Annotated in this window: 25 protein-coding genes and 1 pseudogene; 20 read left to right on the forward strand and 6 right to left on the reverse strand. The window is 40.2% G+C overall.

Annotated elements, in window-relative coordinates; all coding sequences use genetic code 11:
* The 7 genes and pseudogenes from AACS98_RS22090 to AACS98_RS22120 all read left to right on the forward strand — a co-directional run.
* Window positions 1-223: pseudogene (locus tag AACS98_RS22090) on the forward strand (photosystem II D2 protein (photosystem q(a) protein)); the annotation flags it as partial.
* Between the two features lie 595 nt (window positions 224-818).
* Complete coding sequence (locus AACS98_RS22095) at window positions 819-1100, forward strand: 4a-hydroxytetrahydrobiopterin dehydratase (RefSeq protein WP_066384142.1); 282 nt, start codon at window positions 819-821, stop codon at window positions 1098-1100.
* Window positions 1101-1473: 373 nt separating this feature from the next.
* Window positions 1474-3183 carry an iron uptake porin gene (locus AACS98_RS22100; RefSeq protein ID WP_066384143.1) on the forward strand — a complete coding sequence of 570 codons (1710 nt, stop codon included), beginning with the start codon at window positions 1474-1476 and terminating at the stop codon, window positions 3181-3183.
* 175 nt (window positions 3184-3358) lie between these two features.
* Window positions 3359-3796, forward strand: a complete 438-nt coding sequence (locus AACS98_RS22105; protein ID WP_066384145.1) for an RrF2 family transcriptional regulator — start codon at window positions 3359-3361, stop codon at window positions 3794-3796.
* 100 nt (window positions 3797-3896) lie between these two features.
* Window positions 3897-4859 carry a cysteine synthase A gene (gene cysK / locus AACS98_RS22110; protein WP_066384148.1) on the forward strand — a complete coding sequence of 321 codons (963 nt, stop codon included), beginning with the start codon at window positions 3897-3899 and terminating at the stop codon, window positions 4857-4859.
* A gap of 15 nt (window positions 4860-4874) precedes the next feature.
* Window positions 4875-5576, forward strand: a complete 702-nt coding sequence (locus AACS98_RS22115) for a J domain-containing protein (protein WP_066384150.1) — start codon at window positions 4875-4877, stop codon at window positions 5574-5576.
* 147 nt (window positions 5577-5723) lie between these two features.
* Window positions 5724-6596 (forward strand): 6-carboxytetrahydropterin synthase, encoded by an 873-nt coding sequence (locus tag AACS98_RS22120; RefSeq protein ID WP_066384153.1) that lies wholly within the window; start codon window positions 5724-5726, stop codon window positions 6594-6596.
* A 53-nt stretch (window positions 6597-6649) separates the two neighbouring features.
* On the opposite strand, the gene AACS98_RS22125 is transcribed toward AACS98_RS22120, so the two are convergent.
* Both AACS98_RS22125 and AACS98_RS22130 read right to left on the reverse strand, forming a co-directional pair.
* Complete coding sequence (locus AACS98_RS22125) at window positions 6650-8068, reverse strand: LCP family protein (RefSeq protein ID WP_066384154.1); 1419 nt, start codon at window positions 8066-8068, stop codon at window positions 6650-6652.
* A 310-nt stretch (window positions 8069-8378) separates the two neighbouring features.
* Entirely contained in the window at window positions 8379-8792 is a 414-nt protein-coding gene (locus AACS98_RS22130) for a hypothetical protein (protein ID WP_066384156.1), read from the reverse strand.
* A gap of 144 nt (window positions 8793-8936) precedes the next feature.
* Here AACS98_RS22130 and AACS98_RS22135 point away from each other — a divergent pair, with 144 nt between their 5' ends.
* The 8 genes from AACS98_RS22135 to AACS98_RS22170 all read left to right on the forward strand — a co-directional run bounded on the left by AACS98_RS22135 (window position 8937) and on the right by AACS98_RS22170 (window position 13809).
* Window positions 8937-10112, forward strand: coding sequence for an RNA-guided endonuclease InsQ/TnpB family protein (locus tag AACS98_RS22135; protein WP_066384159.1), 1176 nt, complete (start codon window positions 8937-8939; stop codon window positions 10110-10112).
* 95 nt (window positions 10113-10207) lie between these two features.
* Window positions 10208-11389 carry an AI-2E family transporter gene (locus AACS98_RS22140; protein WP_066384162.1) on the forward strand — a complete coding sequence of 394 codons (1182 nt, stop codon included), beginning with the start codon at window positions 10208-10210 and terminating at the stop codon, window positions 11387-11389.
* A 480-nt stretch (window positions 11390-11869) separates the two neighbouring features.
* On the forward strand, window positions 11870-12070 hold the full coding sequence (locus tag AACS98_RS22145) for a hypothetical protein (RefSeq protein ID WP_066384163.1): 201 nt from the start codon (window positions 11870-11872) through the stop codon (window positions 12068-12070).
* 164 nt (window positions 12071-12234) lie between these two features.
* Window positions 12235-12432, forward strand: coding sequence for a hypothetical protein (locus AACS98_RS22150; protein WP_066384164.1), 198 nt, complete (start codon window positions 12235-12237; stop codon window positions 12430-12432).
* Between the two features lie 110 nt (window positions 12433-12542).
* Entirely contained in the window at window positions 12543-12731 is a 189-nt protein-coding gene (locus tag AACS98_RS22155; RefSeq protein ID WP_066384165.1) for a hypothetical protein, read from the forward strand.
* Between the two features lie 236 nt (window positions 12732-12967).
* Window positions 12968-13162, forward strand: a complete 195-nt coding sequence (locus AACS98_RS22160) for a hypothetical protein (RefSeq protein WP_066384167.1) — start codon at window positions 12968-12970, stop codon at window positions 13160-13162.
* 165 nt (window positions 13163-13327) lie between these two features.
* Window positions 13328-13531, forward strand: a complete 204-nt coding sequence (locus AACS98_RS22165; RefSeq protein WP_066384169.1) for a hypothetical protein — start codon at window positions 13328-13330, stop codon at window positions 13529-13531.
* A gap of 98 nt (window positions 13532-13629) precedes the next feature.
* Window positions 13630-13809, forward strand: a complete 180-nt coding sequence (locus AACS98_RS22170) for a hypothetical protein (protein WP_156481666.1) — start codon at window positions 13630-13632, stop codon at window positions 13807-13809.
* Window positions 13810-13874: 65 nt separating this feature from the next.
* On the opposite strand, the gene AACS98_RS22175 is transcribed toward AACS98_RS22170, so the two are convergent.
* From AACS98_RS22175 to AACS98_RS22190, 4 genes are all read right to left on the reverse strand, one after another.
* Entirely contained in the window at window positions 13875-14615 is a 741-nt protein-coding gene (locus AACS98_RS22175; protein ID WP_066384172.1) for a peptidylprolyl isomerase, read from the reverse strand.
* 127 nt (window positions 14616-14742) lie between these two features.
* The gene (locus AACS98_RS22180) at window positions 14743-16272 is read right to left on the reverse strand and encodes an HlyD family efflux transporter periplasmic adaptor subunit (RefSeq protein WP_066384174.1); all 1530 of its coding nucleotides are present in this window, start codon (window positions 16270-16272) and stop codon (window positions 14743-14745) included.
* 80 nt (window positions 16273-16352) lie between these two features.
* Complete coding sequence (locus AACS98_RS22185) at window positions 16353-19088, reverse strand: peptidase domain-containing ABC transporter (protein WP_066384176.1); 2736 nt, start codon at window positions 19086-19088, stop codon at window positions 16353-16355.
* Between the two features lie 7 nt (window positions 19089-19095).
* Complete coding sequence (locus AACS98_RS22190; RefSeq protein ID WP_066384179.1) at window positions 19096-19677, reverse strand: helix-turn-helix domain-containing protein; 582 nt, start codon at window positions 19675-19677, stop codon at window positions 19096-19098.
* A 525-nt stretch (window positions 19678-20202) separates the two neighbouring features.
* Here AACS98_RS22190 and AACS98_RS22195 point away from each other — a divergent pair.
* The 5 genes from AACS98_RS22195 (at window position 20203) to AACS98_RS22215 (ending at window position 24758) form a co-directional block, all read left to right on the forward strand.
* Entirely contained in the window at window positions 20203-21231 is a 1029-nt protein-coding gene (locus AACS98_RS22195) for a CobW family GTP-binding protein (protein WP_066384181.1), read from the forward strand.
* A 191-nt stretch (window positions 21232-21422) separates the two neighbouring features.
* On the forward strand, window positions 21423-22073 hold the full coding sequence (gene folE, locus AACS98_RS22200; RefSeq protein WP_066384183.1) for a GTP cyclohydrolase I FolE: 651 nt from the start codon (window positions 21423-21425) through the stop codon (window positions 22071-22073).
* A gap of 333 nt (window positions 22074-22406) precedes the next feature.
* Window positions 22407-23189, forward strand: a complete 783-nt coding sequence (locus tag AACS98_RS22205) for a CobW C-terminal domain-containing protein (RefSeq protein WP_066384184.1) — start codon at window positions 22407-22409, stop codon at window positions 23187-23189.
* Window positions 23186-23995, forward strand: a complete 810-nt coding sequence (locus AACS98_RS22210; protein WP_066384191.1) for a metallophosphoesterase family protein — start codon at window positions 23186-23188, stop codon at window positions 23993-23995. The genes AACS98_RS22205 and AACS98_RS22210 overlap by 4 nt, the downstream gene beginning before the upstream one ends.
* Before the next feature lie 49 nt (window positions 23996-24044).
* Window positions 24045-24758: a metallophosphatase gene (locus tag AACS98_RS22215; RefSeq protein WP_066384195.1), complete on the forward strand. Its 714-nt coding sequence runs from the start codon at window positions 24045-24047 to the stop codon at window positions 24756-24758.
* The last annotated feature ends 32 nt before the right edge of the window (window positions 24759-24790 follow it).

Genomic DNA, 24790 nt, shown 5'->3' on the forward strand with positions numbered 1-24790 from the left:
GTGGATGGCGGCTGTGGGTATCGTCGGTATCGCACTCAACTTACGGGCTTATGACTTCGTATCCCAAGAGTTGCGGGCGGCTGAAGACCCAGAATTTGAAACCTTCTATACCAAAAACATTTTGTTGAACGAGGGTATCCGCGCTTGGATGGCTCCTCAAGACCAACCCCACGAAAAATTTGTATTCCCCGAAGAGGTACTACCTCGCGGTAACGCGCTGTAAGCGTAATCAGTTAGCATCCCTATCCAAAACCTCCGTCGCAACGCGGAGGTTTTTTTTGTTGATAGTGAAATTTTCGGAATTGATATGCTATATTACTCAAAGGTTAACACCCAGAGATTTACTTCTCTGCCTTTTTGAGACTAAGACCGTTTAGGCAACAAGGAGGTGATGCCCATGATAGAAAGTAGTAAACGCATGGGTCATCAGGTTGCAGTTAGCCGGCTGTGCGCCGGGGCTGTTCTCTAAAAGTTAGCCTTAATCTGCTTGTCAGATTAAGTTAGCTACTTGTAGCTAGGCTAAAGCACGGAGTTCCTTCCGGCAGTCTGGTTGCAACCTGAAGACCCGCTAGACCGCTCTGAGATTAGGTCATCCGATCTAACTCAGAGCGGATAGTTTTTTATGGTTAGCTTTGAATTTTTTGATGGTTGCTGTTGGTTATTGGTGTGGCAATCACGTTAAAGTTTTGGAAAGTAAAAATATCTAGCATTATGCTTCTGCTCAATTTGTCATTGGCAGTACAGAAAAGACAAATTTTGCAGACACAGTTACAGCCTGCCAGATATAGCAAATAGGGAAATACTAGAGGGTTGTTGATATGGCACAACTACTAACTGATGCAGAGATTCAAGCTCAAGCAAGTAGCCTGTCAGGTTGGACAGTTGAAGGTTCTACGTTAAAGACGACGCGCAAATTTAAAGATTTTGTTACAGCCATCGACTTTGTGAATCAGCTAGTGGAACCTGCGGAATCAGCAGGACATCACCCAGACATAGCAATCTCTTATAACAAAGTGCAAATCACATTAACAACACATGATGCAGGTGGCTTGACAAAAAAGGATTTTGAATTGGCAAACGTCATTTCTCAAATTAGCTAAAGGTTTTTAGCTACACAGTGGCAAACGCCGACACATCAAAAATGTTATGGAGAGTAGGGAACCTGGAAAACCTTACTCTTTCTTTATATATGTGGATGAGTAATTGTGACAGTTTAGGAGGCGATCGCATCTATCTTGCCATCTGCTGGAGATGAATTATAATCATAAGGTATGTAAGTATGTTTTTTTTGCATAAGTTAATTACATCATTTTTTAACATTAAGTTAATCAGTTATTAGCTTTGCAAAAACTAAAATTGTGATAACTGGCAACTGTGCCTCATCAACAGAATTGGATATGAAGATTTCTGATTGTTTGAGAATAGGTGCAGCAAAAACAATTATCCATACAAGGTGTGAGGAGAAAAGTAAAGATGTCTAATTTCCTGTGGAAATCCCTAGTGGTTAGCCCTGCTGTTTTAGGAGCATCACTGGTAGTTTCATCAACAGCAATTGCGGCTCCCAGCACAGCCACAGAAGTACCGACAACTGAAGTAGCAACAGCAGAAACCACATTTGCTGAAGTTGCTCAAAAACCAGAAATTGTGGCTCAAGCAGCCCCAACCACTGAAAATACAAAAGTCATAGACCAAGTTAACCGCTACAGCAACGCAGGTACAAATAATAATTCTCTCTCCCAGGTAACATCAGTTTCCCAGTTTTCTGATGTACAACCAACCGATTGGGCATTCCAAGCGTTGCAGTCTTTGGTTGAGCGTTATGGCTGTATTGCAGGTTATCCGAATGGCACCTATCGGGGTAATAGAGCTTTAACCCGTTATGAATTTGCTGCTGGTTTGAACGCCTGTTTGGATCGGGTAAATGAATTGATCGCCACAGCCACAGCAGACTTAGTAACAAAAGAAGATTTAGCTACCCTACAACGCCTGCAAGAAGAATTTTCTGCGGAACTCGCCACCCTGCGCGGTCGTGTAGATTCTTTAGAAGCGCGGACTGCGGAATTAGAAGCCAACCAGTTCTCCACAACCACCAAACTCGCTGGTGAAGCGATTTTTGCCGTGAGTGATGCGTTTGGTGATACCCTGGGTGATAATAATAACACCGTTTTTCAAAACAGAGTTCGTTTAAGCTTAAACAGCAGCTTCACAGGTAGAGATCAGTTAACTACCCGTTTGTCTTCTGGTAATGCCAACAGGTTCATCGGTACAACTGCTGGGGAAGGTTTACAAACATTCCAAGTAGATAGCACTGGTGACAACAATGTAGAGGTAGACCGACTCACTTATGAAGCACCCTTCGGCCCAGCACAAGTTTATTTAGCGGCGGAAGGTGGACGACACAGCCATTATGCGGCTGTTAACAACCCCTACTTCTTTGACAAAACAGATGGTGGTAACGGTGCGTTATCTACTTTATCTTCTGAAAACCCCATCTATCGGATTGGTGGCGGTGCAGGTATAGCTTTCAATGTACCCTTGGGTAGAGGTGGCGGTATCCTCAGACCTAGTTCCGTTACTGTAGGTTATTTAGCTTCTGAAGCTAATGATCCTGGTACTGGTGCAGGTGTGTTTAATGGTAACTATGCGGCTTTAGGTCAGTTAAACTTTAGCGTCGGTGAACGCTTGGCGTTAGCTGCCACTTACGTTCATGGTTATACGGGAGCCAACAGCAATCTGTTTGCCAATGAAGATAACAACATCTTAGTCGGGACTACAATCGCTAACGAGTTACCCAACCCCTCCTCCACCAACTCCTACGGTTTATCAGCAGCCTTCAGACCTAGTGATAAATTATCAGTTAGCGGCTTCGTTTCTTATACTGATGTCACAGGCTTTGGTGTAGGTGATGATAAGGAAGTTTGGAGTTACGGAGCTGGTATAGCTTTACCTGACTTTGGTAAGAGAGGTAACGTATTGGGTATTTTCGCAGGTACTCAACCCTATTCTCGTGGTAGAGTCCCTGGTTCTAATGATGTTCCCTACCAAGTTGAAGGCTTCTACAAGTATCGCGTATCCGATAACATCTCTATCACCCCTGGTGTAATTTGGTTAACCAGTCCTGGTCAAAATGGTAATAACGATGATGCGATTATCGGTACTTTGAGAACTACCTTTACTTTCTAAAGCATTCTCCATCTTAAACGGTTTCAAGTGAATTAAGCCCCGCTTCCTAGCGGGGTTTTTGATTTTGCTGAGTGATAAGGCAGAAACCCTAGTGGTAAACCGGAGTATACTGGAAACAGTTAAGGTTGATCCCTGAACTGTTTGATCATTTCATTCACCACTTACTATTTTGCTTGTGGAACTATCGTGTAAATCAGAATACGCAATTCTTGCCTTACTAGAAATGGCTACTCATTACGAAAGCGGCGAACCAATGCAAATTCGCCAAATCGCCGCCCAGCAAAATATACCAGATCGCTATTTAGAACAGCTACTAGCGACCTTAAGGCGTGGAGGGATACTTAAAAGTCAACGCGGTTCAAAAGGTGGCTATCTTCTAGCACGCGAACCTCGCAAAATTACCTTGTTTGAAATATTGGAATGTTTGGAAGGTTTAGATGTGAGGGCAAGCGAAAGCAATACCAACTCCAAAAATATAGACAGTTCAGTGATACAAGAAATTTGGCAAGAAGCTTGTCAGGCTGCAAATTTAGTTTTGCAAAATTACACTCTTCAGGATCTCTGTGAAAAAAGAGATTCTCTACGGCAGTTGGATATTATGTACTACATTTAGTCAATAGTCCATAGTCATTAGTTAAGAAGCTTGTGGAATCTAGACTATGAATACTGAGACTATGGATTAATGATGAATAAATCATGGATAAGGAAAGAAGATGCGGATAGCTGGTAATATTACAGAACTGATTGGGCGGACACCTTTAGTACAATTGAATCGCATCCCGCAAGCAGAGGGATGTGTGGCGCAAATTGTTGTCAAACTCGAAAGCATGAATCCATCTTCTTCTGTGAAAGACAGAATTGGTACAAGCATGATTAATGCTGCTGAAGAAGAAGGGTTAATTTCTCCTGGGAAGACAGTTTTGGTAGAACCCACATCAGGAAATACTGGTATTGCTTTAGCGATGGCTGCTGCTGCTAAGGGTTATCAGTTAATTTTAACTATGCCGGAGACGATGAGTGGTGAACGGCGGGCAATGTTGCGGGCTTATGGTGCAAAATTGGAACTCACCCCAGGAATGGAAGGCATGAGTGGAGCAATTAGGCGCGCGCAGGAAATTGTGAATACTACGCCTCACGCCTATATGTTGCAGCAGTTCCGCAATCCGGCTAATGCTAAAATCCATCGAGAAACTACAGCCCAAGAAATTTGGGAAGACACGGATGGGCAGGTAGATATGATCGTCGCCGGGGTGGGTACTGGTGGTACAATCACAGGTGTAGCAGAAGTAATTAAAAACCTCAAACCTAGCTTTCAAGCGATCGCCGTCGAACCAGCCAACAGTCCAGTTTTATCAGGAGGTAAACCAGGCCCCCATAAAATTCAAGGTATTGGTGCTGGTTTTATTCCCCAGGTACTGAGGTTAGACTTAATTGATGAAGTGATTACAGTCACCGATGAGGAAGCGATCGCCTACAGTCGCCGTTTAGCCAGAGAAGAAGGGCTACTATCTGGGATTTCCAGTGGTGCAGCATTATGCGCTGCTATACGTGTTGCCCAACGCCCAGAAAACGCAGGACGCTTAATCGTGATGATTCAGCCGAGTTTTGGCGAAAGGTATTTGAGTACACCGTTGTTCCAAGACCTAGAGGCGAAGGAAGCTACTAGCGTCAGCTAAAACTACAGTAGATGAATGGCCAATTTTAAACAAGATTCCAATCACTACGAAACTCTGAAAGTGAGTTCCAATGCTAGCCAAGCGGAGATTAAACAAGCCTACCGCCGCTTGGTGAAGCTGTTTCATCCTGATAGCCAACAGTCAACAGCAGATAACGAGCAGATTATTCGCATCAACGCCGCCTACGAAGTCTTAGGTGATAGTCAAAGTCGCCACAATTACGATCAACAACTGCGACACGAGTCACAAAAATTAAACGATAATCGCCAACAGCGTACAGCATCAGCGCAAAAACGTTACCAAGCCACACGCAAATCTGGTAAAGATGCGGATGAGCAAGTTGAAGAATGGCTACGTTTAGTTTATCAGCCTGTAAACCGGATACTTGACAGCATTCTCAATTCATTAGAAGAACAAATAGAAGAACTAGCCGCCGATCCTTTTGATGATCAATTATTAGATGAATTTCAGGAATACTTACAAAATTGTAAAGCAGACCTGAAACAAGCCCAAATTACTTTTCGTTCCTTACCTAATCCGCCCAGTTTAGCTAGAGCCGCAGCCAACTTATACTACAGCCTCAGTCAAGTTGGAGATGGACTAGAAGAGTTGTCTTATTTTCCTTTGAACTATGATGACCGTTATTTGCACACCGGACAAGAACTATTCCGCATAGCCACAAGATTACATTGCGAAGCCCAAGCATCTGTAGAATAGTCAACCGCATCAAACTAAAAAACAGTGTATTTATTAGTCAAACTAATAACTAATGACTAATGACTAATGACTAATCACTCAAGAATTAGTTTATGCTGGAATATAGAGAAAGATTAAGAAATTTTAAATTCTGCTCCCAGTGTACTCATGCAATGTATCGTAAATCGCCGCGCTCAGTTTTCGGCAAGTCATCGCTATTGGCTACCGGAACTAAGCGAAGCCGAGAATCGTGAGAAATTTGGTGCTTGCGCTAAATTTCCCGGACATGGACATAACTATGTCTTATTTATCTCTATGGCTGGAGAACTGGATGAATATGGCATGGTATTGAACTTGTCTGACGTGAAACACGTAATTAAACGTGAAGTTACCAGCCAACTCGACTTTTCCTATCTCAATGATGTCTGGGCAGAATTTCAAGAAACTTTGCCTACGACGGAGAATATTGCACGGGTGATTTGGCAGCGACTAGCACCCCACTTACCTCTAGTGCGCGTACAGTTGTTTGAACATCCTGAACTTTGGGCAGATTATCTAGGAAACGGAATGGAAGCTTACCTCACTATCAGCACTCACTTTAGCGCAGCCCATCGGCTAGCACATCCCAACCTGAGTCAAGAAGACAATAATGAAATATATGGTAAGTGCGCCCGTCCCCACGGACACGGACACAATTATCATTTAGAAGTGACTGTCAAAGGAGAAATTGATCAGCGCACGGGGATGATTGTTGATTTAGATGGTTTGAATCAGGTGATAGAAGATTATGTGGTAGAACCATTCGATCACACCTTTTTAAACAAAGATATTCCTTATTTTGCTGAGGTTGTACCCACGGCTGAGAATATCGCTTTATATATTAGTAATTTACTGCGATCGCCTATCCAAAATTTAGGAGCAAAGTTACACAAAGTCAAACTGATCGAAAGCCCGAATAACTCCTGTGAGATTTACTGCACAGACTCAGAATCCAATACTGTGAGTGCAGTTCAAAATCAACCAGTTTTAGCAAGAATTTAGCATTTTGAGAGACGCGACAGCAGAGTGAAAATGCTATTTCGCGTCTCTCTAGCTCAAAAACTACTGGAATTCTCGAACCAATCTTTTTTCTGCAACCAATCTCTACCAACTTGGATACTGATATCTGAATTGAGACTCCCGGTACTTTCTACGCGGACTTCTCCGAAACCTAAAGTAGTGCGGATGGATTCGGCACTGTCGGCATCTCCTTGTTGAGCAATAATATTAGTTACTTCTAAAGGTTCAGACCAAGGTTTATAAATGTAGATATTGCGATATCCTGCGCTTTGCAAAGTTTGGATTAAGGGACGGAGTTGAGAGCGATCGCTACCTGTGCTATCTTGGATTGCTACCCTTACAGAAGCTGGATCGGTGGGTTGGTATTCAGACAAGGTGTCTAAACCAAAGTGCTGTGACATTAATTTAGTGATACTTCGTTTACTAGGTATCCAATAGCTAGCATCATACTCTCCATTTTCACTAAACCGACCGGGGAGCATAAACATTTGCATATTGGCGCGATTGGTTCGCACACCAAACCCCAATAATGCCACCAGTTCCTCAACAGTCAAGTTAGTGTCAATATTGTCTTTAACTACGTTAAGAATCTGAGGTAATTGAGCTACTGTAGCTGGGTTGAGAGTTTGGTCAATTAAAGCGCGGATGACCATTTGCTGGCGTTGAATGCGTCCGATGTCGCCCAATTCATCATGACGAAAACGCAGTAATTGTAGTGCCTGATCACCGTTGAGATGCTGCTTACCTGCCTTTAAATTAATGTATAAATGTTGCGAATCATCGCGATATTTCATATCTTTGGGAACGTAAACTGTAACTCCACCCAAAGCATCGATGAGTTTGCCAACCCCTAAAACATTAATGCGGATATAGCGATCAATTCCCGCACCGCCTACGAGGTTACTAACAGTTTTGGCGGTTAAAGCTGGCCCCCCCTCCACATTAGCAGCATTAATTTTTCTCATCCCATACCCTTCGATTTCGGTGCGGGTATCTCTGGGGATAGAAAGCATAGCAATTTTTTTGGTTTCTGGGTCAAATCTTACCAAAAGCATGACATCAGCAAGACCATCAAAGGAATTAACCTGGGGTAGATATCCCAAATTTGTGGCTTCGACAGGAGGATTACGGACATCAGGGGGAAGTACACTCATCCCCATCACCAACAGATGCACGGGACGAGTTAATTCTGAGAACCGCAAGCCACTACCAGCGATGCGATCGCCATCAAAAACAGCTTCTTCCTGGGGACTAAGCTGTGCTTGTTGTAAAGGTGTACTACTTAAAGACACCGCCAACAACGCCCCTGCTGTTGCAGATACCATGGCAATCCCGCTCATCCCTACCCAGAACCATAACCAACGCCCAGGTTTAGTATTTTGGGCATTTTTCTTTCTGGATTTAGCAGCCTTTGCTGACTGGTTTCCTTCTGCCGAAGTTCTTTGAATGGTCACAGATTTCCTCACACTTAACTGATTAAATTTGGTAACTTAGCTAACTAACAATACACGGAGAAATCAACCCATCATACCTAAGTTTTAATAAATCATGCTGACCTTTTTACATTGTGTCAACCACAACACTTATAGCAGGATTTTTCCCAGTGTGTGGCTCATCTAAAAATGTTTTCTTGAAGTATGACAACAATTCAGTCAGTTTGACTAGATGTACACAGGAAATTATCGGAAATTGTTAGTAGTTAAGTAAAAATGCTGCCTCACCTCACCTGAGAGGGATTAAACGGGACTCAGGATTACCATCAAGTTAATTACCCAACCATCTCTGAGCTAAGTTACTCAACCCTGGTAAGCGGTAAGACTTACCTTGGATGAGTCGCCACATCAGCCAAATACTTACCAAAAAGTAACCAGAGGTACAAAAGCTATTGAGGATTAATAAGCGCAGAGCTAAAAAATCGGTAGTCGCTGCTCCTGTGGCTAACAACAGATACCCCAATAACCATGTAAACGCCAGAGTAATAGACAGGCGACTGACGGCTTGTTGTTCCCGACTGCCTTGGCGACGATAAACAGTCCATAGGGATGGAAAACAACCAATAATGGGAATCAAATATAAAATCAACTGTATCTTCCCAATGGTTGAGTCTTTGCTATCTTCCGGTTTCCAGTCCCTAGTATCTATGGTAGGTAAATTTTGGCTTGATTCCCAGTTTTCCATATTATGTTTGTTGAATCCTAAACTAGAGGGTTAGTAGCTAGTTAGTGATTTGCTAACTATTGCTCACCAATACTCACATTTAATCCAGGTGACACAACTGATGTTTGTGGTGATGATGTTGAGCTTTGCCTGTAAAATAGCATCATGCTACTAGGATTTAAGACACAACTCAAAGTCAGCCAGCAACAACGACTACTACTAGCACAACATGCCGGAGTAGCCAGACACGCTTGGAATCAAGGTTTAGCATTGTGTCAGCAACTACTCCAACATAATAAACTCAACCCCCAAGACCAAATCAAATTCCCCACAGCCATAGATTTACATAAATGGTTAGTAGCATCAATTAAATCTACTCATCCTTGGTACTATCAAGTATCGAAATGCGCTCCGCAATACGCATTGAGACACCTATCAGATGCTTTTAAATCTTTTTTCCACAAAACCAAAGGCTTTCCTAAATTCAAGAAAAAAGGCAGACACGATAGTTTTACCCTAGATGGTGCAATTAAGATTGACACCCGTAAAGTCAGAGTACCTGTGATTGGATGGCTAAAAACTTACGAAGATTTACCAATAGGATATCAACCCAAATCAGTCACCATCAGTAAACAAGCTCATCAGTGGTTTATCTCTTGGAAAATAGAAGTAGAAACTTCCACAACACCTAAAACGCAAGAGTTTGTAGGCGTTGATTTAGGTATTAATCATTTAGCCACACTTTCAACAGGAGAAATATTTGATGGCGTAAAGAGTTATCAAAAGTATGAGTCCAAACTAGCCAGAATGCAATACTTGAACCGTCATAAACAACCGAGTTCAAGTAATTACAGAAAATCCCAAATCAAAATTGCTAGGCTACACCAAAAAATAGCCAACATCAGGAAAGATACATTACATAAAATCACCACCTATATCAGCAAAAACCACGCTCTGATAGGGATAGAGGATTTGAATGTCTCTTTTATGTTGGCGAATGGGAAGTTAGCCAAAGCTATAGCTGATATGGGATTTTATGAGTTTCGTAGGCAGCTAGAATATAAAACACAACTATATGGCAGTAAATTGGTAATTGTGGATAGATTTTATCCCAGTAGTAAAACTTGCTCTAGTTGTGGAGAGCAAAAATCATCTTTGTCATTGTCGCAAAGAGTGTTTAAATGTGAACATTGTGGCTGGGAGTGTGATAGAGATGTCAATGCTGCCATAAATCTCTGTCAAGAAGCGACTAGATTAGTCGTGTTAGCCTGTGGACTAGATAGTGCCGACACTTCTAGGAAGAAGCAGGAAGAAAAAGCTGGCACTTGTGAGCATTTGTGAGCTTTTTTGAATCGGATGAATGTCGGTGATGTAGTTAGAGATAATAGGCTATAGATTCAGAATTTTGTTGAGTTCTCTCCCGCAATCGGCTTAAGATGCAGACACGCAAGCTATTCGACTGGTGGCAGACATTAACACCAATAGCGAGAATTGGGGCGATCGCTCTGTTCGCCCCACTATTGGTTCTCAATGGTTGGGCATTATCGGCAATTTTTGATTATTTTCATTCTCTGATAGTTATTTTAGTCGGAGCCTCAGTTTTAGCATTTCTGCTCAACTACCCCGTTAGCTGGATGGAGCAGCACGGCGCAAGACGGGAGCAGGTGGCTATTTTAGTCTTTTTATTGGCTTTATCGGTACTTCTGGCTTTAGGAGTCACCCTGTTCCCTCTAGCTCTTACCCAGGCTCAACAACTGGTGGCTCGCCTTCCAGAGTTAATTGACTCTGGACGCTCTCAGCTAATGATGTTGAACGAAAAAGCAGAAGTGATGGGTTTACCCATTAACCTTGATGCTTTGGTAGTACAAATTAATGATCGTGTCAAGGGGCAGTTGCAAGCGATCGCTGGTCAAGTTTTAAATCTGGCTGTTGTCACATTCACCAGCTTGCTAGATTTTCTCTTGACAATGGTTTTGACTTTTTATCTTTTACAACATGGGGGTGAACTCTGGCAAAGTTTGGTAGAATGGCTCCCTACCAGATTTCGTGAGCCTTTTTCCCAAACGGTACGCCTGAGTTTTCAAAATTTCTTTATTACTCAGTTGATTTTATCCACCTGTATGGCTTCCGCCCTCATCCCTACCTTTCTGTGGCTAAAAGTGCCATTTGGTTTATTATTTGGTCTGACTATTGGCATCATGGCACTTGTGCCATTTGGTGGTTCTGTAGGTATTGCTCTCACCACCTCGCTAGTAGCGTTGCAAGATTTTGGGATGGGGGTAAGAGTTTTAATCGCTGCTGTAATTGTGCAACAAATTCTAGAAAATTTAATTGCACCCCGGATTTTAGGTAGTTTTACAGGCTTAAATCCTGTATGGATATTAATCTCTGTGTTAACTGGAGCAAGAATTGGCGGACTTTTAGGGGTAATCGTAGCCGTCCCCACGGCTGTCATTATTAAAACCGCTTTAACTGCATTGCGTCCTCCGATTTTAACCAGTGAACCAGACGACACCACTAGCAAAACAGAAATGGCTGCTTCAGTTCCACCAGAAGATCATCCCAAAACCGAGACAAAAAACCCTCTGAATGTTTCTGAACAGCCGACTTTACCGTAAGAATGTCGGGGTTTAGGGGAGGCAAGGGAAAAACACGCCCTAGCAGGGAGAAAAGGAATTAGTCCTTGCTCCCTGCTAGGGTGTGTTTTCTTTTTTCTGATGATTTCCTTGAAAGGTGTACAACACCCAACTGCAAAACCGTGTCATTTTTGCTAGCTTCTGACAAAAATTTTATCAAAAAGAGTCAAAAGATTTTTATTTTTGGCATAAAATCCAGGCGATCGCCTCAATATTTCTAGGGATTTATACTAATTGATTTATTATTTGTTAACCGTAAAACCGCTTGATAGTAATACTTGTCTACAAAAAATAATGATGACTCCGGGTGAATCGAGAATACTATAAAGTGTATTTTTTTTGTCCATTTTCTCTCACCAAAACTGCGTAATCATCATTTGCGGCGCAGATTATGTAAATGTGGGACAAACAAATTAACATCTAAAAAATCTTCCCATTCATTTACATAAAATCAGATTGAACATGGCTAAAGTCACAATTTCTAACTTATTTCCAACAGAGAAAAAACTGTTACCGGGTGAAGATAGCTTACTTCACGAACTCAGCGAACAAGAAATTAATCATGTTCTAGGTGGTGCTATTAATTGTAACCCAATCAATTCTCAAACTTTGATAGATTCCGCCACTCGCATTTTTAGAACAATTCGCAGCTTATTCGGTTAATCACCTTACACAGTTTTGCTCAAGTCTTCAGCACTAATACTAAACAGTTTACCCATTGCATCCAAATGCTGGGAGTGGTGCTGAGAAGATTTTTCCATCGGTTGTCTGTGCAGTTTATTGACACCAAATCGTTATTTTGAGTCTTGAAAAAAGGAAAAAATCAAATGTCTAGTATCGTAATCTCTGACCTCTCTGCTGCTGATATCCAATCATTTATGGATTCTGAGAGCTATCTGTATAATTTGACTGACGATGAGTTAAATCAGACTTTTGGCGGAGCAGTAATCACCACAACCGCTATTATTCTTGGCGGTGCATTTCTTGTTGGTGTTGTTGCAGGTTGGCTACTTAATAGAAAATAATTGCTTCTCACTGTAGATAATAAGAGATATTTTGAGGAATTGAATAATCTCTTTTATCCTCAATATCTCTACATTTTGTAGGTTTTACTTTTGGCTTAAGGAGATAAAAAATGACAGCTATTACTATCAATGATATTCACGAAGATAACTATAATGTCTTAGCTTATGAAGCAAGTTATCTTCAAGATTTAACTGACGATGAAGTTAATACAATTCAGGGTGGCTGGATTGTTATAAAAGTAATTAAAGCATTCTATATTGGCTATGAAATAGGAAAAGAACTTAGTAAATGGTTTTAGTGGCGGGAAAAATTCGTTCCAGTACAGAGATAAAGCCATGCCAATTCTGTAAGCTATAGGCTTAATCTCCAATTTGCGAGAGTGAGATTTTTTATATTACTCATTCTTACTAAACCCATCAGAATAATCTGAGGTTTACCTGTAGAGCAACTGAGATATTTCAGAGATTTAATCATCTGATTGTCACTAAATATCTCTAAAATTATTACGACAATTTTCACTTTAGGAGATGGAAAATGACACGTATTAGCATCAAAGATATCAATGAGCATAACTATAATAACTTACTTGATGATGCAAGTTATCTTCAAGATTTAACCGACAATGAAGTTAATGCCATTCATGGGGGTGGAGAACCTCTATTTATGGCAGTTATTGGAGCATTATGGTTAGGCTATAAAATAGGAAAAGAACTCAGTAGATGGTTTTAGTTATAGGACAACTTGGTTTAAGTAACAATATCCAGCTATGCCAAGGATGTAACCTATAGCCTGAATCTCCAATTAGCAAGAATGAGTTTGATAAAAATACTCCTTCTTGCTCACACAAAAAAACAATTCATTTTCACCGGAAAATACATTAAACAGGATAAGTGTATGGATACCATTTCTAATCTAATTAGATTACTGAGTGGGCCAGCTTTTTGGTTAGTTGTGATTTGGGTAATGTGGACTGGTTATGAAATAGGAAAAGAAGCTACGACAAATTGGTTTAACAAAAACTCACAACAAAAATCCAGCATGACCATCACTCAGATTTGGGAAAATTCTAGCGACCAAATCGACTCAAAAGTAGATTAATTCCCAAACTGTTATCGTATAACCAATGACCCCTGGCTCAACAAACTAGCCAGGGGTTTCAATATTCCATAGGATCAGTACAAATGTAGAGACGTTGTATGCAACATCTCTACATTGAAAACCGATTTCAGCCAAAAAAAGTTTTTCCTTTTTCCTGTGGTTTTAGGAGAGGGTTAGGGAGAGGTAGGAAAGAGGAAACTTGGGGGTCAATAAAAATACTTTTCAAACATATTATCAAAGCGATCGCCTACAGTAGTTACTTGGGCGATCGCCAGTAAATATGATTGCTAACTTCCCAAACTTCAGCTAAAACCCTGATTCTCTCCTTAACTTCCAAAGTTGTTTATATACTGAAGTTAGTTTGATATTCCATATCCCCAATTTGCTGCTTCAGCCATTCCGCAAACAAATCTGATAAAATTTGAACACGTAATGCGTTATTCAATTCAGGCTGAACAATATCCTCAACAAAAATCAAATGTATTCCTTTAGCTGTAAAAATAGGTTTAAGTAACTGAGGAGGTTTCGCAGCAAAGACAGCAGCAGAAACTTCTGGCTTTAAATCCTGGCGACGTAATACGCCCAAATATCCCCCTTTACGGCGCAATTCTACATCCTGAATATATTGGTGAGCCACATCATAGAAACTCATCTCACCCTCTTGAATTGCATAGAAAAGTTCCAAAGCTAAATCTTCATCATCCAAAATAACTTCATACATAACAACACCAGCATAATTAAGCTGGTTTTCAAAAAAGTAAGGCTCTATTTTATCTGCAAATAAGTATTGGCTTAACTTGCCAAGAATTAGATTGTTATAAACTATTGTCTCAAAATCCTCTATCAATAAACCATGTTTTTCTAACCATTTCCAAGTATCCTCAGCACTGGTGAGTTTATTCGTTAAGCGCAATAAATCTGCTGATTTTTGTAATTCCTCAGTTTCTACTTTTATTCCAGCTTCTTCCGCAGCCGATAAAATAATCTTCCGGTTAAGAATTTGCTCAACTAGCTCAGGTACTTTACAGGATAACTTGACTTGCTGAAAAATATCTTCCTTGGTAATAGTCATATATTGTGACATGATTTTATCCTCAATTTTGTTCAGAAGAATTAAAAATGAGTTAGTGATTTATTGTCTGGATGTTGAAACTTTACATACAGCGTTTTTCAGTTAGGTGCAGTACACCTTTCAAGGGGAGCGAAGTCTTCTACAACTTCACCCCTCCCTGTTGCAATTTCTTAAACGGATCAATCAGAAAATCAATAATGCGGCGTTGACGCACAATAACCTCAGCCGTTGCGGTATCGCCAGGACGCAAGGTAATACATTTATTGCCAGAGGGGATACAGTGATTTTGTAAGGCGATTTCTAAGTTATATGCTGCTAATTTGCCGTTAGGAGTGTCTATTTCTGATGTAGTAGGAGAAATTTCGATTAATTTACCTTCTACAATTCCATAATCTTGGAAAGGGTAAGCATCAAATTTTAACTTAACTGGTAATCCTGTCCGCAAAAATCCACTTTCATTAGTGGCCATTTGCGCTCTAATAATTAAAGGTGAACCTTGGGGTGAAATCTCTGCAACCATTGAGCCAGGTTGAACAACAGAGCCAGCTTTTTGAATTGGTAACTGAAAGACTAACCCAGCTACAGGTGCTTTTAAATTGCGCTGTTCTAACTGTATTTTTAATGATTCAATCTGCCTCTTAGTCTGGGATATTTCTGATTGTAGGGCAGTAATATCTGTATCTAAATTCTTTTGTTGTTCTTCAATTTTCAATAGGGCTAACTTACCAGAACGGGTTAAAGTTTGATAGCTTCTTTGTTGTTCAGATAAACGTAGACGAGCCTGTTCTATATCTGCATTCGCTTGGCGAATACTTCTTTCGTAACTACTCTGTTGTTCGGCTAAACGTAATTTTGCTTGTTCTACATCTGCCTTACTTTGTTCATATAATTTTTGTTTTTCTTTCGCAATATCTTGCTTTTCTACTAGGTTAATTTCGGGAACAATTCCTTCTTGATGAAGTTTATTATAGCGTTTTACCTCTCGCTGCTTACTAGCTAAACTACTCGCTGCTAAAATACTAGAAGTCTGACTATGGCTAATTGCTTGCTTTGCTTGGTTAACTTGAGATAATTTTTCTTCTTTTTGAAAATTATAGGCATTTATTAAAGCCTCAAGATTTTGCCGTGCTTGGTCAATTTGAGCTTGCTTTTCTAACTCTTGAGATTGGTTTTGTTGTTGTTGAGTAGCTAAAGCTACAACTAATTGATTTTTAGATGAATTTAGCTGTGAAAGTCGATTTAATTGTCCTTCTAATTTATCTTGAACTTGTCTAAGTTCTGCCTTTGTTAATTCTGAATCTAAAGTTAATAATGTCTGTCCTGCTTTAACTGCTTCGCCTTCTTTGACACTAATTTCGGCGACAGTTCCCACTACAGGTGTATCTAGTCTAACTGTCTTACCTTTAGGCTCTAATCTGCCTCTAGCTGTTCCAGTTTCATCAACTTTAGATAGCATTGCCCAAGGTAAAATTATAGATACGAAGATAACTAAAAAATATAGTAATCCTCTTGTCCAAACTTGCGGTAAGCTATCTAGTAATTCTTTGGTGGTATTAGACCAATCATCAGTAGGAGTATCTAAAGTTGGTGCAGGTAAATGTTCTGTTTCAATTTTAGCTTCTATCGGTAGGCTATCTACCCTTTCATTTAATAATGTGATGTTAGGCATCTTGCAGAGTGAATACTTAAATCAAAATGAGGATTATCTTTTGATCACTTACAATTACTTAACAGCGAATTCTTGCTGTTTTATTCAATTCCTTTTACTTGCTGCTGGGTGAGATAGTAATAATGTCCTCGTTTCTTCATTAGTTCTTCATGGGTACCACTCTCGATTAATACACCTCTATCAAGGACTAAAATTAAATCTGCTTGACGAATTGTCGAGAGACGGTGAGCAATAACTAATGTAGTTCTACCTCGGAGGATGGTATTTAAATTCTTTTGAATAATTCTTTCTGACTCGGTATCAAGGTGAGAAGTTGCTTCATCTAAAACTAATAATCGAGGATTACCTAATAATGCTCTAGCAATAGCGATGCGCTGTCTTTGTCCACCAGATAATAATCCGCCACCTTCACCAATTTGGGTTTCGTAGCCCATCGGTAGCTTTTTAATGAACTCATCAGCACCTGCTAATTTTGCTGCTTCAATTATTTCTGTTAAAGATGCTCCTGGATTTGCTAAACTAATATTTTCTCTAATTGTTCCGCCAAATAAGAATGTGTCTTGATCAACTACCCCAACTTGTTGACGTAAGGAATTTAAAGATAAGCTGGTAATATCTTGTCCATCAATTAATACTCTGCCATCTGTGGGAGGATATAACCCTAAAACTAATTTAGAGATGGTGGTTTTACCAGAACCACTGCGTCCTACAAGTGCAACCATTTGACCGGGTTTGATGGTAAAGCTGAGATTTTCTAAGATATTGTACTCACTTTCGGGATGATAACGAAATGTCACGTTATCAAATCTAATATGTCCTTGAAGCTGGGGTAAATTTTGCCGTGGTTGTTCCAGTAAATTTTCCTCTGGTTCTGCGTCTAAAACATCGTTAATGCGTTCTACAGCAATAATCACTTCTTGCAATTGATTCCACAAAACTGTTAGGCGTTGGAATGGGGTAACAATATTGTTCATGAGCATATTAAATGCTACCAATTGCCCGATTGTTAATTGATCATGAATTACCAAGTAAGCACCAAACCAGAGTAAGGCAGTGGTAATTAATCCTTGAATGGCGTTACTAAATATTTGCAATCGGTTATTAATAACTTGCCCGGCAAAGTTGGTTGTAACTTCTTTATTTAATAAGTCTTCCCAATGCCAACGGACTGTTTGTTCAACTGCTGTAGCTTTAACGGTTCTGATACCAGTTAAGGCTTCAATTAGATAACTACTTTCATTAGCGATCGCATTAAATATTTCTCTAGAAGTTTTTTGTAAAAATGGTGTGGCAATCAACGCTAACGCCGCAAAAGGTGGCACAATAACTAACGCCAATAATGCCATTTTCCAACTGTACCACCACATCAATCCTACATAGATAAACACAGTCATTAAATCTAAAAGGATAGATAAGGCTTCACCTGATAAAAAGCGTTGAATTTTACGATTTTCTTGAACACGGGAAAGAATGTCACCCACATAACGAGATTCAAAGAAACTTAAAGGTAGTTTCAATGTGTGACGAATAAATGCTACTATCAAGGCTAAATCTACTTTATTAGCTGTGTGATCGAGTAGATATTGCCGTAACCCCATCATCGCCACTCTAAACAAACTAAAAATTAGTAGTCCTATGCCGACGGCTGTGAGAGTTAATTCTGAACGTTGTACAACTACCCTGTCTAAAATTAATTGAGTAAATAAAGGTGTAATTAGTCCAAATATTTGTATAAATACGGAAGCAACAAATACTTCCAACATTACTAAAGAGTAAGGCTTGATTAACTCAAAAAACTGCCAAAAGGGTGTAGAAGTTTCTTTGGCATCTTTGAGCATCGCTGTTGGTTGTAGCAGCAATGCGTAACCACTCCAGTCAGCTTTAAATTCCCGGTGGGAGAGGGTGCGTTGACCAATAGCAGGGTCAGCTACAATTACGTGTTTAGAAGTAATTTCATAAACAACAATGTAATGTTTTCCTTCCCAGTGAACAATTGCAGGTAAGTTTTGTTTAGCTAATTGATCTAAACTGGCTTTAACTGGTCGAGTTGAAAAACCGATGCTTTCTGCTGCTGCTGACAAACCCCGTAAAGATGCACCATTACGGTCTACATTTGCAATGTCCCGCAAGCGATTAACACTAAACCGTTTACCCCAATAGCGAGATATCATTACTAAACAAGCTGCACCACAGTCTGAGCCGCTTTGTTGAGCAAAAAATGGATAGCGTCGCCAGGTTTTTTGCCATAAATGCCCAACACGTTGACTAGGGGTGGGAAAATAGGCTTTACTAATCTTTCGGTCTGACTTTTGTTCAATTACAGGTGTGGAAAATATTTCAGCTTGGTCATTATTTTGGGATGTAACTGTTTCTGTTGTGGGTGTGTCCTCAGAGTTTCCCATTAAGGAATGACGAATTTTGGCAATACTCCGCAAATGTTCGCTAATTTGGGGATACTTTGCCATTAAAGGTGATAAGACATCACTGGGAATAAAACATAAATTTAAGTTGACACTCGCTCTCGCTGCATAAGGCTGAAATTTCGCCTCTGGAAATAATGTAAACTCCCCAAATGATGCACCTGCTTCTAAAGATGTAATCAGTTCACCTGCATCATCCAACAAACGGACTTTACCAGCTATAACTATATAAATACCAGCTTCTACATCTGTTCCTGTCCAAAATTTTCCGACTTTGGGGTTGAGAAATTTAACTTGATGAAGACATTGGTTAAATTCGGCTTCTGATAGAGTATACCCGATAGTATTGTTAAATTTCTCTAGAGAAATTGTTGGTGTTGATAGATTGTTTGACATACTTATCTTAAGCTTCTAATGTAGTGGAAATGAAGGGAAATAAATCTGGATTTTCGGGAATATTTGCAGACTCAAGGTTGTCAATGGCAATTTTTCCGGAATTAATTTGATTATTATTTTGTGGCTGATTCTTTCTAGGAATGGTGGATAAACCCATTTGTTTGAGCAGTCTTTTAATGTGGCGATCGCTAATTTCTATCCCCAATTCTTTAGCCAAATGTTTCTCTAAAGCATTGGCTGTCCATCTCGTAAAAGAATATCCATAATCACGGGGACTACTATTAACTAATTCTCTCAACCTTTCCATATATTGGTCATTTACTGTCTTCGGACGACCAATCGGACAATCTTGCCATTGATGAGCTATTCCAGCGCGAGCAATGTGCATCCAATGTCTGACAGTCGCTGGAGAACAACCCAATTTTCGACAAATTACGGTTTGAGATTTTCCCTCATCCGCCAGTAACATAATTTCAAGACGCTGGCGGTAGGATGTTGATATATTCTCTTGTAAACTCTTTTCTAATAATTTGCGTTGAAATGGTGTTAAATATTTACCCTGGTGATTTTGCAGTTGATATTCAGACATAACACTTGCTGTAGCAGTAAAACATCAAATCGTGGGTTTGAGTTTGGCTACTTTATTCCTGTTGTCAACTTCCCCACCCAGTACATCTGGAAAATATGGAAGTAGTTGTGTAAGTTTTGTGCCAAAACTAAAACTCTTTTATTTATTCAGTCCGACTTGTCAGTTTTATGCAGTCAGGTATGATTGTTACATTCTGTAATATTGCCCAATCTGACCGAAAACACGCCTATATCGGCCTGTTTCCAGATCGAAGCAGTCGCTCACAAACCCCCGAATTCCTGTAGGGGGTGTCCCTGCAAGCGTCGCCCTATCACCTTGTCGGCTCACACGCACCCTAGTAATGTAGCAATTGTGTTAGTCCTGAAAACTTACAGGTGATTATCTATATAAGCTGTTTGCAGCATTGCTATTAGTTCTATCCAACTCACTTTTTCTGAAAAAAGTTTTTTTTGCGCTAGCATGAGAATGATTCTCATTGTATACTAAAATGGTCGGTTGCTTTGTTCAGCAACCAAAGTGATTGATATGAATCCCATAAACGCACCAACTTACGACAATTTTCCATACATCCCTAAACGGGGACTACCCGTTACCATCATCACAGGATTTTTAGGTAGTGGTAAAACTACACTGCTCAACCAAATTCTCAAGAATAAACAAGATTTAAAAGTTGCCGTACTTGTAAATGAGTTTGGTGATATTAATATAGATAGCCAACTCTTAGTTTCTCTAGACGCAGGTATGATGGAACTAAGTAATGGCTGTATATGCTGCACCATAAATGATGATTTGGTTGATGCTGTTTATCGAGTTTTAGAAAGAGAAGAACGCATTGATTATTTAGTTATTGAAACTACTGGTGTAGCTGACCCATTGCCGATTATTTTGACATTCTTGGGAACAGAACTGAGAGATTTAACTACTCTGGATTCAATTATCACGTTAGTAGATGCTGAGGCTTTTGACCAGAAACATTTTGAGAGTGAAGCCGCCTTCAAACAAATTACCTATGCAGATATTATTCTCCTGAATAAAGTAGACCTAGCTACTCCAGACAAAATTCACGAGTTAGAAGATGATATTCACAATATTAAAGAAGGTGCGAGAATTCTACATACTCAATATGGTCAAGTACCACTACCATTAATTTTAGGTGTGGGTTTAACACCAACAAACAAGTACACAGATGTCGAAAATTCCCACGAGCATGAACACCATCATCACGACCATGACCATGACCATCATCATCACCATCACTCTCATCATTTAGAAAATGATGGATTTGTGTCAATTTCATTCCAGTCTGATAGACCCTTTGATGTTCATAAATTTGAGGATTTTCTAACTGAGGAAATGCCCAAGGATGTTTTCCGCGCTAAGGGTATTTTATGGTTTAGTGATAGTGAATTACGCCATATTTTTCAACTGAGTGGGCCTCGTTATAACTTAAATGCTGATGAATGGCGCACTTCTCCTAAAAATCAATTAGTGTTTATTGGCAGAAAATTAGATGCTCAAAAAATTTATACACAACTTAACAATTGTTTGGTATGATTAAGGAGTGTTAAGTAATCAGCAACCTTAGTTAATAGTTATCAAGAAAAAGCTCAGGAGTCAGAACCCAAAATTAAACATAAATTCTGGGTTAACCGCTAATGAATAAGCGGCTTTGAAGCTCCACTAATTGATATTTAATTCTTGAGCTATTAACTAATTAATAATTTACAGCAATCAAACCAAAGAAAATGACTTTATCGATTCGTCCCGATATAAATTCTGCTGCTCAGGTGGTGCCATCTTTATCTACTCAGCAGTTACCAACTGTCACAGAAGCAGATATGATGCAGGCTGTGCGGACATTGCTGATTGGATTAGGAGAAAACCCTGACAGAGAAGGTTTAAAAGATACTCCTAAGCGAGTTGTGAAAGCTTTGCAGTTTCTCACGAAAGGCTATCATGAATCTTTAGATGAACTGCTGAATGGAGCAGTCTTTACAGAAAATGCCAATGAAATGGTGTTAATTCGGGATATCGATATTTTCAGTTCTTGTGAGCATCATATACTACCAATTATTGGTCGCGCTCATGTTGCCTATATTCCTAATGGCAAGGTGATAGGATTATCGAAAATAGCCCGCATTTGTGAAATGTATGCTCGGCGTTTACAAGTACAAGAACGTCTAACTCTACAAATTGCTGATGCACTGCAAGGTTTACTCAAACCTCAAGGTGTTGCAGTAGTGATAGAAGCAACTCACATGTGTATGGTGATGCGTGGGGTGCAGAAACCAGGTTCTTGGACTGTGACTAGCGCAATGCGTGGTATATTTGCGGATGATGCGCGGACTCGTGAAGAGTTTATGAATTTAGTGCGACACAATGCTAGTTTTCACTAAGTTTCGGCTGGAGTAGGTGCTAATTTAGTAGGTGCTATGTAGAGATAGGTAATTTCTTGTCTCTACATTTTTTATTAGTCATTAGTGATTAGTTATCATATCATGTCCGGCTAATTACTTATGATAAGTTTTCGATGCTGATCTTTTCTCTTTTCTTGTTCCCTGTTCCCTGTTCCCTACCCCAACAGATATGATAACTATTCAAACGGACATGTTATTAGTTATGATTTGAAGTGTGGAAATGATGGAAAATTTAAAGTTTAATTCCCAAGGTTTGATTGCTGCGATCGCACAAGATTACCGGGATGGTACTGTAATGTTTATCATTTAATTATGTCTATACCAATTATTACCGTCGTTGCTGGTACATCTGGGGCGGGAAAAACTACCTGGGTTTGCCAACAGCTACGAGATATTGCTGCTGTTGAGAAAGTTATTTATTTTAGTCCGGGGACGGGAACTGTTCCCATTGATCAAACCCGGATATCTACGGAATTTCCAGGGATAAAAGTCTTTGGTGAGGGTGAAGAAGGTGAATTTCTCAACCACATACCGCAAGCAGATGCGGTTTACATTGAATGGGGATTTTACCTAGAATTGGGAGCGATCGCACAATTAGCACAACTATTAGATCCTCTACCTTACCGTACTGTAGCCGTTGTCCCACCAGACCTGAAAAACTCTGAATTCCATACTTGGGCAAACAAGATTATACGTGGCGCACCAACCCACAGTGATACTGCTCAAAGTTTATGGCGGGCAGCTAGCAACGGTCAAGTTATTGATGAAGACAGTCTAGAAGAATTTTGGTACGAAATCACCCACGGTGCTTACGGTATTGTCACCCGTGCCAAGGGAATTTTTGACGTTAACGATGGTCGAGCAATATACTGTGATTTCGTCGCAGGTGTTCCTCAAACAGACTTTTTAGAATTAGACTTACCCCGTCACTTAGAAGGTAGACCTCAGCGTTTTAGTGGACTAGAAATTGTCGGAGAAAACTTAGATAAAGCCGCCTTAAAACAAACATTATCAGATTGCTGTTTATCTGATGCGGCGATTGTGCAATACCAACAACAGGTGAAAGAGATTCTACTAGAGGAGACGCAAGCGTGAAAATAGCAGTTATGTCATGTATTCACGGTAATTATGAAGCCTTGGATGCTGTGTTACTAGATATCGACCAGCAAAAAGCCGAGAAAATCTTTTGTGTCGGCGATTTGGTAGGATATGGCCCATATCCTAATCAAGTTGTTGAAAAAATTCGCGCTTTAGACATTCCTACCTGTGTAGGTTGTTGGGATGAAGATATTGTTGAAGGACTCAATGCTTGTGAGTGTAGCTATCCTTCTTTATTAGCGGAGAAAAGAGGAATACAGGCGCATGAGTGGACTAATCAAGAAATTACCCCAGAAAATCGGGATTTTTTAGCTAAATTACCTCACAGCTTCAAAGAAGATAACTTAGCTTTTGTTCACGGTAGCCCCCATAGCAACCATGAGTATTTGTTACCAGAATTAGATGCTTTCGTCGCTTTGGAAAGGGTAATTTCTACAGGTGCAGATGTGCTTTTTTGTGGTCATACTCATGTGCCTTATGTGCGAACTCTGGACGCTGGACGGTTACAAGTTCGGGTTAATGGTGGCGAAAAAAACCAGGAAATTAGCTTTAATTCGCCTCTCAAGCAAATTGTCAATGTGGGTTCGGTGGGCGAACCCCGACATGGTAGACCAAATTGCACCTATGTAATTTATGACATGGATACTCAAAAAATCCAATTGCGAGAGGTAGCTTACAACTACCATAAAACCTGTGCAGCTATTATTGAGAAGGGTTTACCTGCTATTTTTGCTTGGCGTTTAGCAAATGGGTTGGAGTTTGCAGAACGAGCGGATGATCCGACTCATGTTTGTACGAGATAATTTTTTTTAACGCAGAGGTACGCGGAGGAAACGCGGAGGGGCGCAGAGTATGAGTATGTGGGCGATTTTGAGTGGTATTGAGGGGAATTTTCTGGCTTATGAGGCTGTCATGGCGGATATTAAGCTTCAGGGTGAGAGTGTAGCAGCTTTGTATATTTTGGGTGATTTGGTGGGGCCTAGGGTAGAAACGGAGCAGTTGGTGGAACGGGTACTTAATCCACGTCGGGGAGAGTTAGAACCTTTGATTTGTAAAGGTTGGTGGGAAGAACAATGTTTGATTTTGCATGGGTTGGGGGGAAGTGGGGAGGCTCCTGATTTGATGGCAAAATATGGGGGTGATACTGTTGGGATGTTATGGGAGAGTGTTTCCCGTCAGACTGTACAATGGTTGCGATCGCTCGACTTTGGTTTTTTTGAATTGGATTGTTTATTAGTCCACGGTTCAACTGTAGGTGTGGATGATGAACTTACCCCGGAATCTTCCCCCATTCAAATGCTTGATCGACTATCAAGAATGCAAGCAAATAACTTATTTTGTGGTCGTTCTGGTTTAACTTTTCAGTATCAACTGCACACTGGTTCTATCACTACAGAGTTAATTACTCTTGACCAGCAATTACCCACTCAAACTGTTACTATTAACCCACGTCAAGTTATTGGGGTGGGAAATGTGGGACGCACTCCAGGTAAGGCTAGCTATACTCTCTACAACCCTGGTACAAATCAAGTAGAATTTAAGACTGTATGTTATGAAAATAGTTAGGGTTTACGCAAATAAACCCAATCTATGTTTCT

This window comes from Anabaena sp. CA = ATCC 33047 (genome assembly GCF_963870205.1).
In the GTDB taxonomy this organism is placed as follows: domain Bacteria; phylum Cyanobacteriota; class Cyanobacteriia; order Cyanobacteriales; family Nostocaceae; genus Trichormus.

Bases quoted from the DNA above. Each gene is read 5' to 3' on its own strand.
- AACS98_RS22095 (WP_066384142.1), top strand. From the start codon at position 819: ATGGCACAACTACTAACTGATGCAGAGATTCAAGCTCAAGCAAGTAGC.
- AACS98_RS22100 (WP_066384143.1), top strand. From the start codon at position 1,474: ATGTCTAATTTCCTGTGGAAATCCCTAGTGGTTAGCCCTGCTGTTTTA.
- cysK (WP_066384148.1), top strand. From the start codon at position 3,897: ATGCGGATAGCTGGTAATATTACAGAACTGATTGGGCGGACACCTTTA.
- AACS98_RS22115 (WP_066384150.1), top strand. From the start codon at position 4,875: ATGGCCAATTTTAAACAAGATTCCAATCACTACGAAACTCTGAAAGTG.
- AACS98_RS22120 (WP_066384153.1), top strand. From the start codon at position 5,724: ATGCAATGTATCGTAAATCGCCGCGCTCAGTTTTCGGCAAGTCATCGC.
- AACS98_RS22130 (WP_066384156.1), bottom strand. From the start codon at position 8,792: ATGGAAAACTGGGAATCAAGCCAAAATTTACCTACCATAGATACTAGG.
- AACS98_RS22135 (WP_066384159.1), top strand. From the start codon at position 8,937: ATGCTACTAGGATTTAAGACACAACTCAAAGTCAGCCAGCAACAACGA.
- AACS98_RS22140 (WP_066384162.1), top strand. From the start codon at position 10,208: ATGCAGACACGCAAGCTATTCGACTGGTGGCAGACATTAACACCAATA.
- AACS98_RS22145 (WP_066384163.1), top strand. From the start codon at position 11,870: ATGGCTAAAGTCACAATTTCTAACTTATTTCCAACAGAGAAAAAACTG.
- AACS98_RS22150 (WP_066384164.1), top strand. From the start codon at position 12,235: ATGTCTAGTATCGTAATCTCTGACCTCTCTGCTGCTGATATCCAATCA.
- AACS98_RS22155 (WP_066384165.1), top strand. From the start codon at position 12,543: ATGACAGCTATTACTATCAATGATATTCACGAAGATAACTATAATGTC.
- AACS98_RS22160 (WP_066384167.1), top strand. From the start codon at position 12,968: ATGACACGTATTAGCATCAAAGATATCAATGAGCATAACTATAATAAC.
- AACS98_RS22165 (WP_066384169.1), top strand. From the start codon at position 13,328: ATGGATACCATTTCTAATCTAATTAGATTACTGAGTGGGCCAGCTTTT.
- AACS98_RS22170 (WP_156481666.1), top strand. From the start codon at position 13,630: ATGCAACATCTCTACATTGAAAACCGATTTCAGCCAAAAAAAGTTTTT.
- AACS98_RS22175 (WP_066384172.1), bottom strand. From the start codon at position 14,615: ATGTCACAATATATGACTATTACCAAGGAAGATATTTTTCAGCAAGTC.
- AACS98_RS22180 (WP_066384174.1), bottom strand. From the start codon at position 16,272: ATGCCTAACATCACATTATTAAATGAAAGGGTAGATAGCCTACCGATA.
- AACS98_RS22185 (WP_066384176.1), bottom strand. From the start codon at position 19,088: ATGTCAAACAATCTATCAACACCAACAATTTCTCTAGAGAAATTTAAC.
- AACS98_RS22190 (WP_066384179.1), bottom strand. From the start codon at position 19,677: ATGTCTGAATATCAACTGCAAAATCACCAGGGTAAATATTTAACACCA.
- AACS98_RS22195 (WP_066384181.1), top strand. From the start codon at position 20,203: ATGAATCCCATAAACGCACCAACTTACGACAATTTTCCATACATCCCT.
- folE (WP_066384183.1), top strand. From the start codon at position 21,423: ATGACTTTATCGATTCGTCCCGATATAAATTCTGCTGCTCAGGTGGTG.
- AACS98_RS22205 (WP_066384184.1), top strand. From the start codon at position 22,407: ATGTCTATACCAATTATTACCGTCGTTGCTGGTACATCTGGGGCGGGA.
- AACS98_RS22215 (WP_066384195.1), top strand. From the start codon at position 24,045: ATGAGTATGTGGGCGATTTTGAGTGGTATTGAGGGGAATTTTCTGGCT.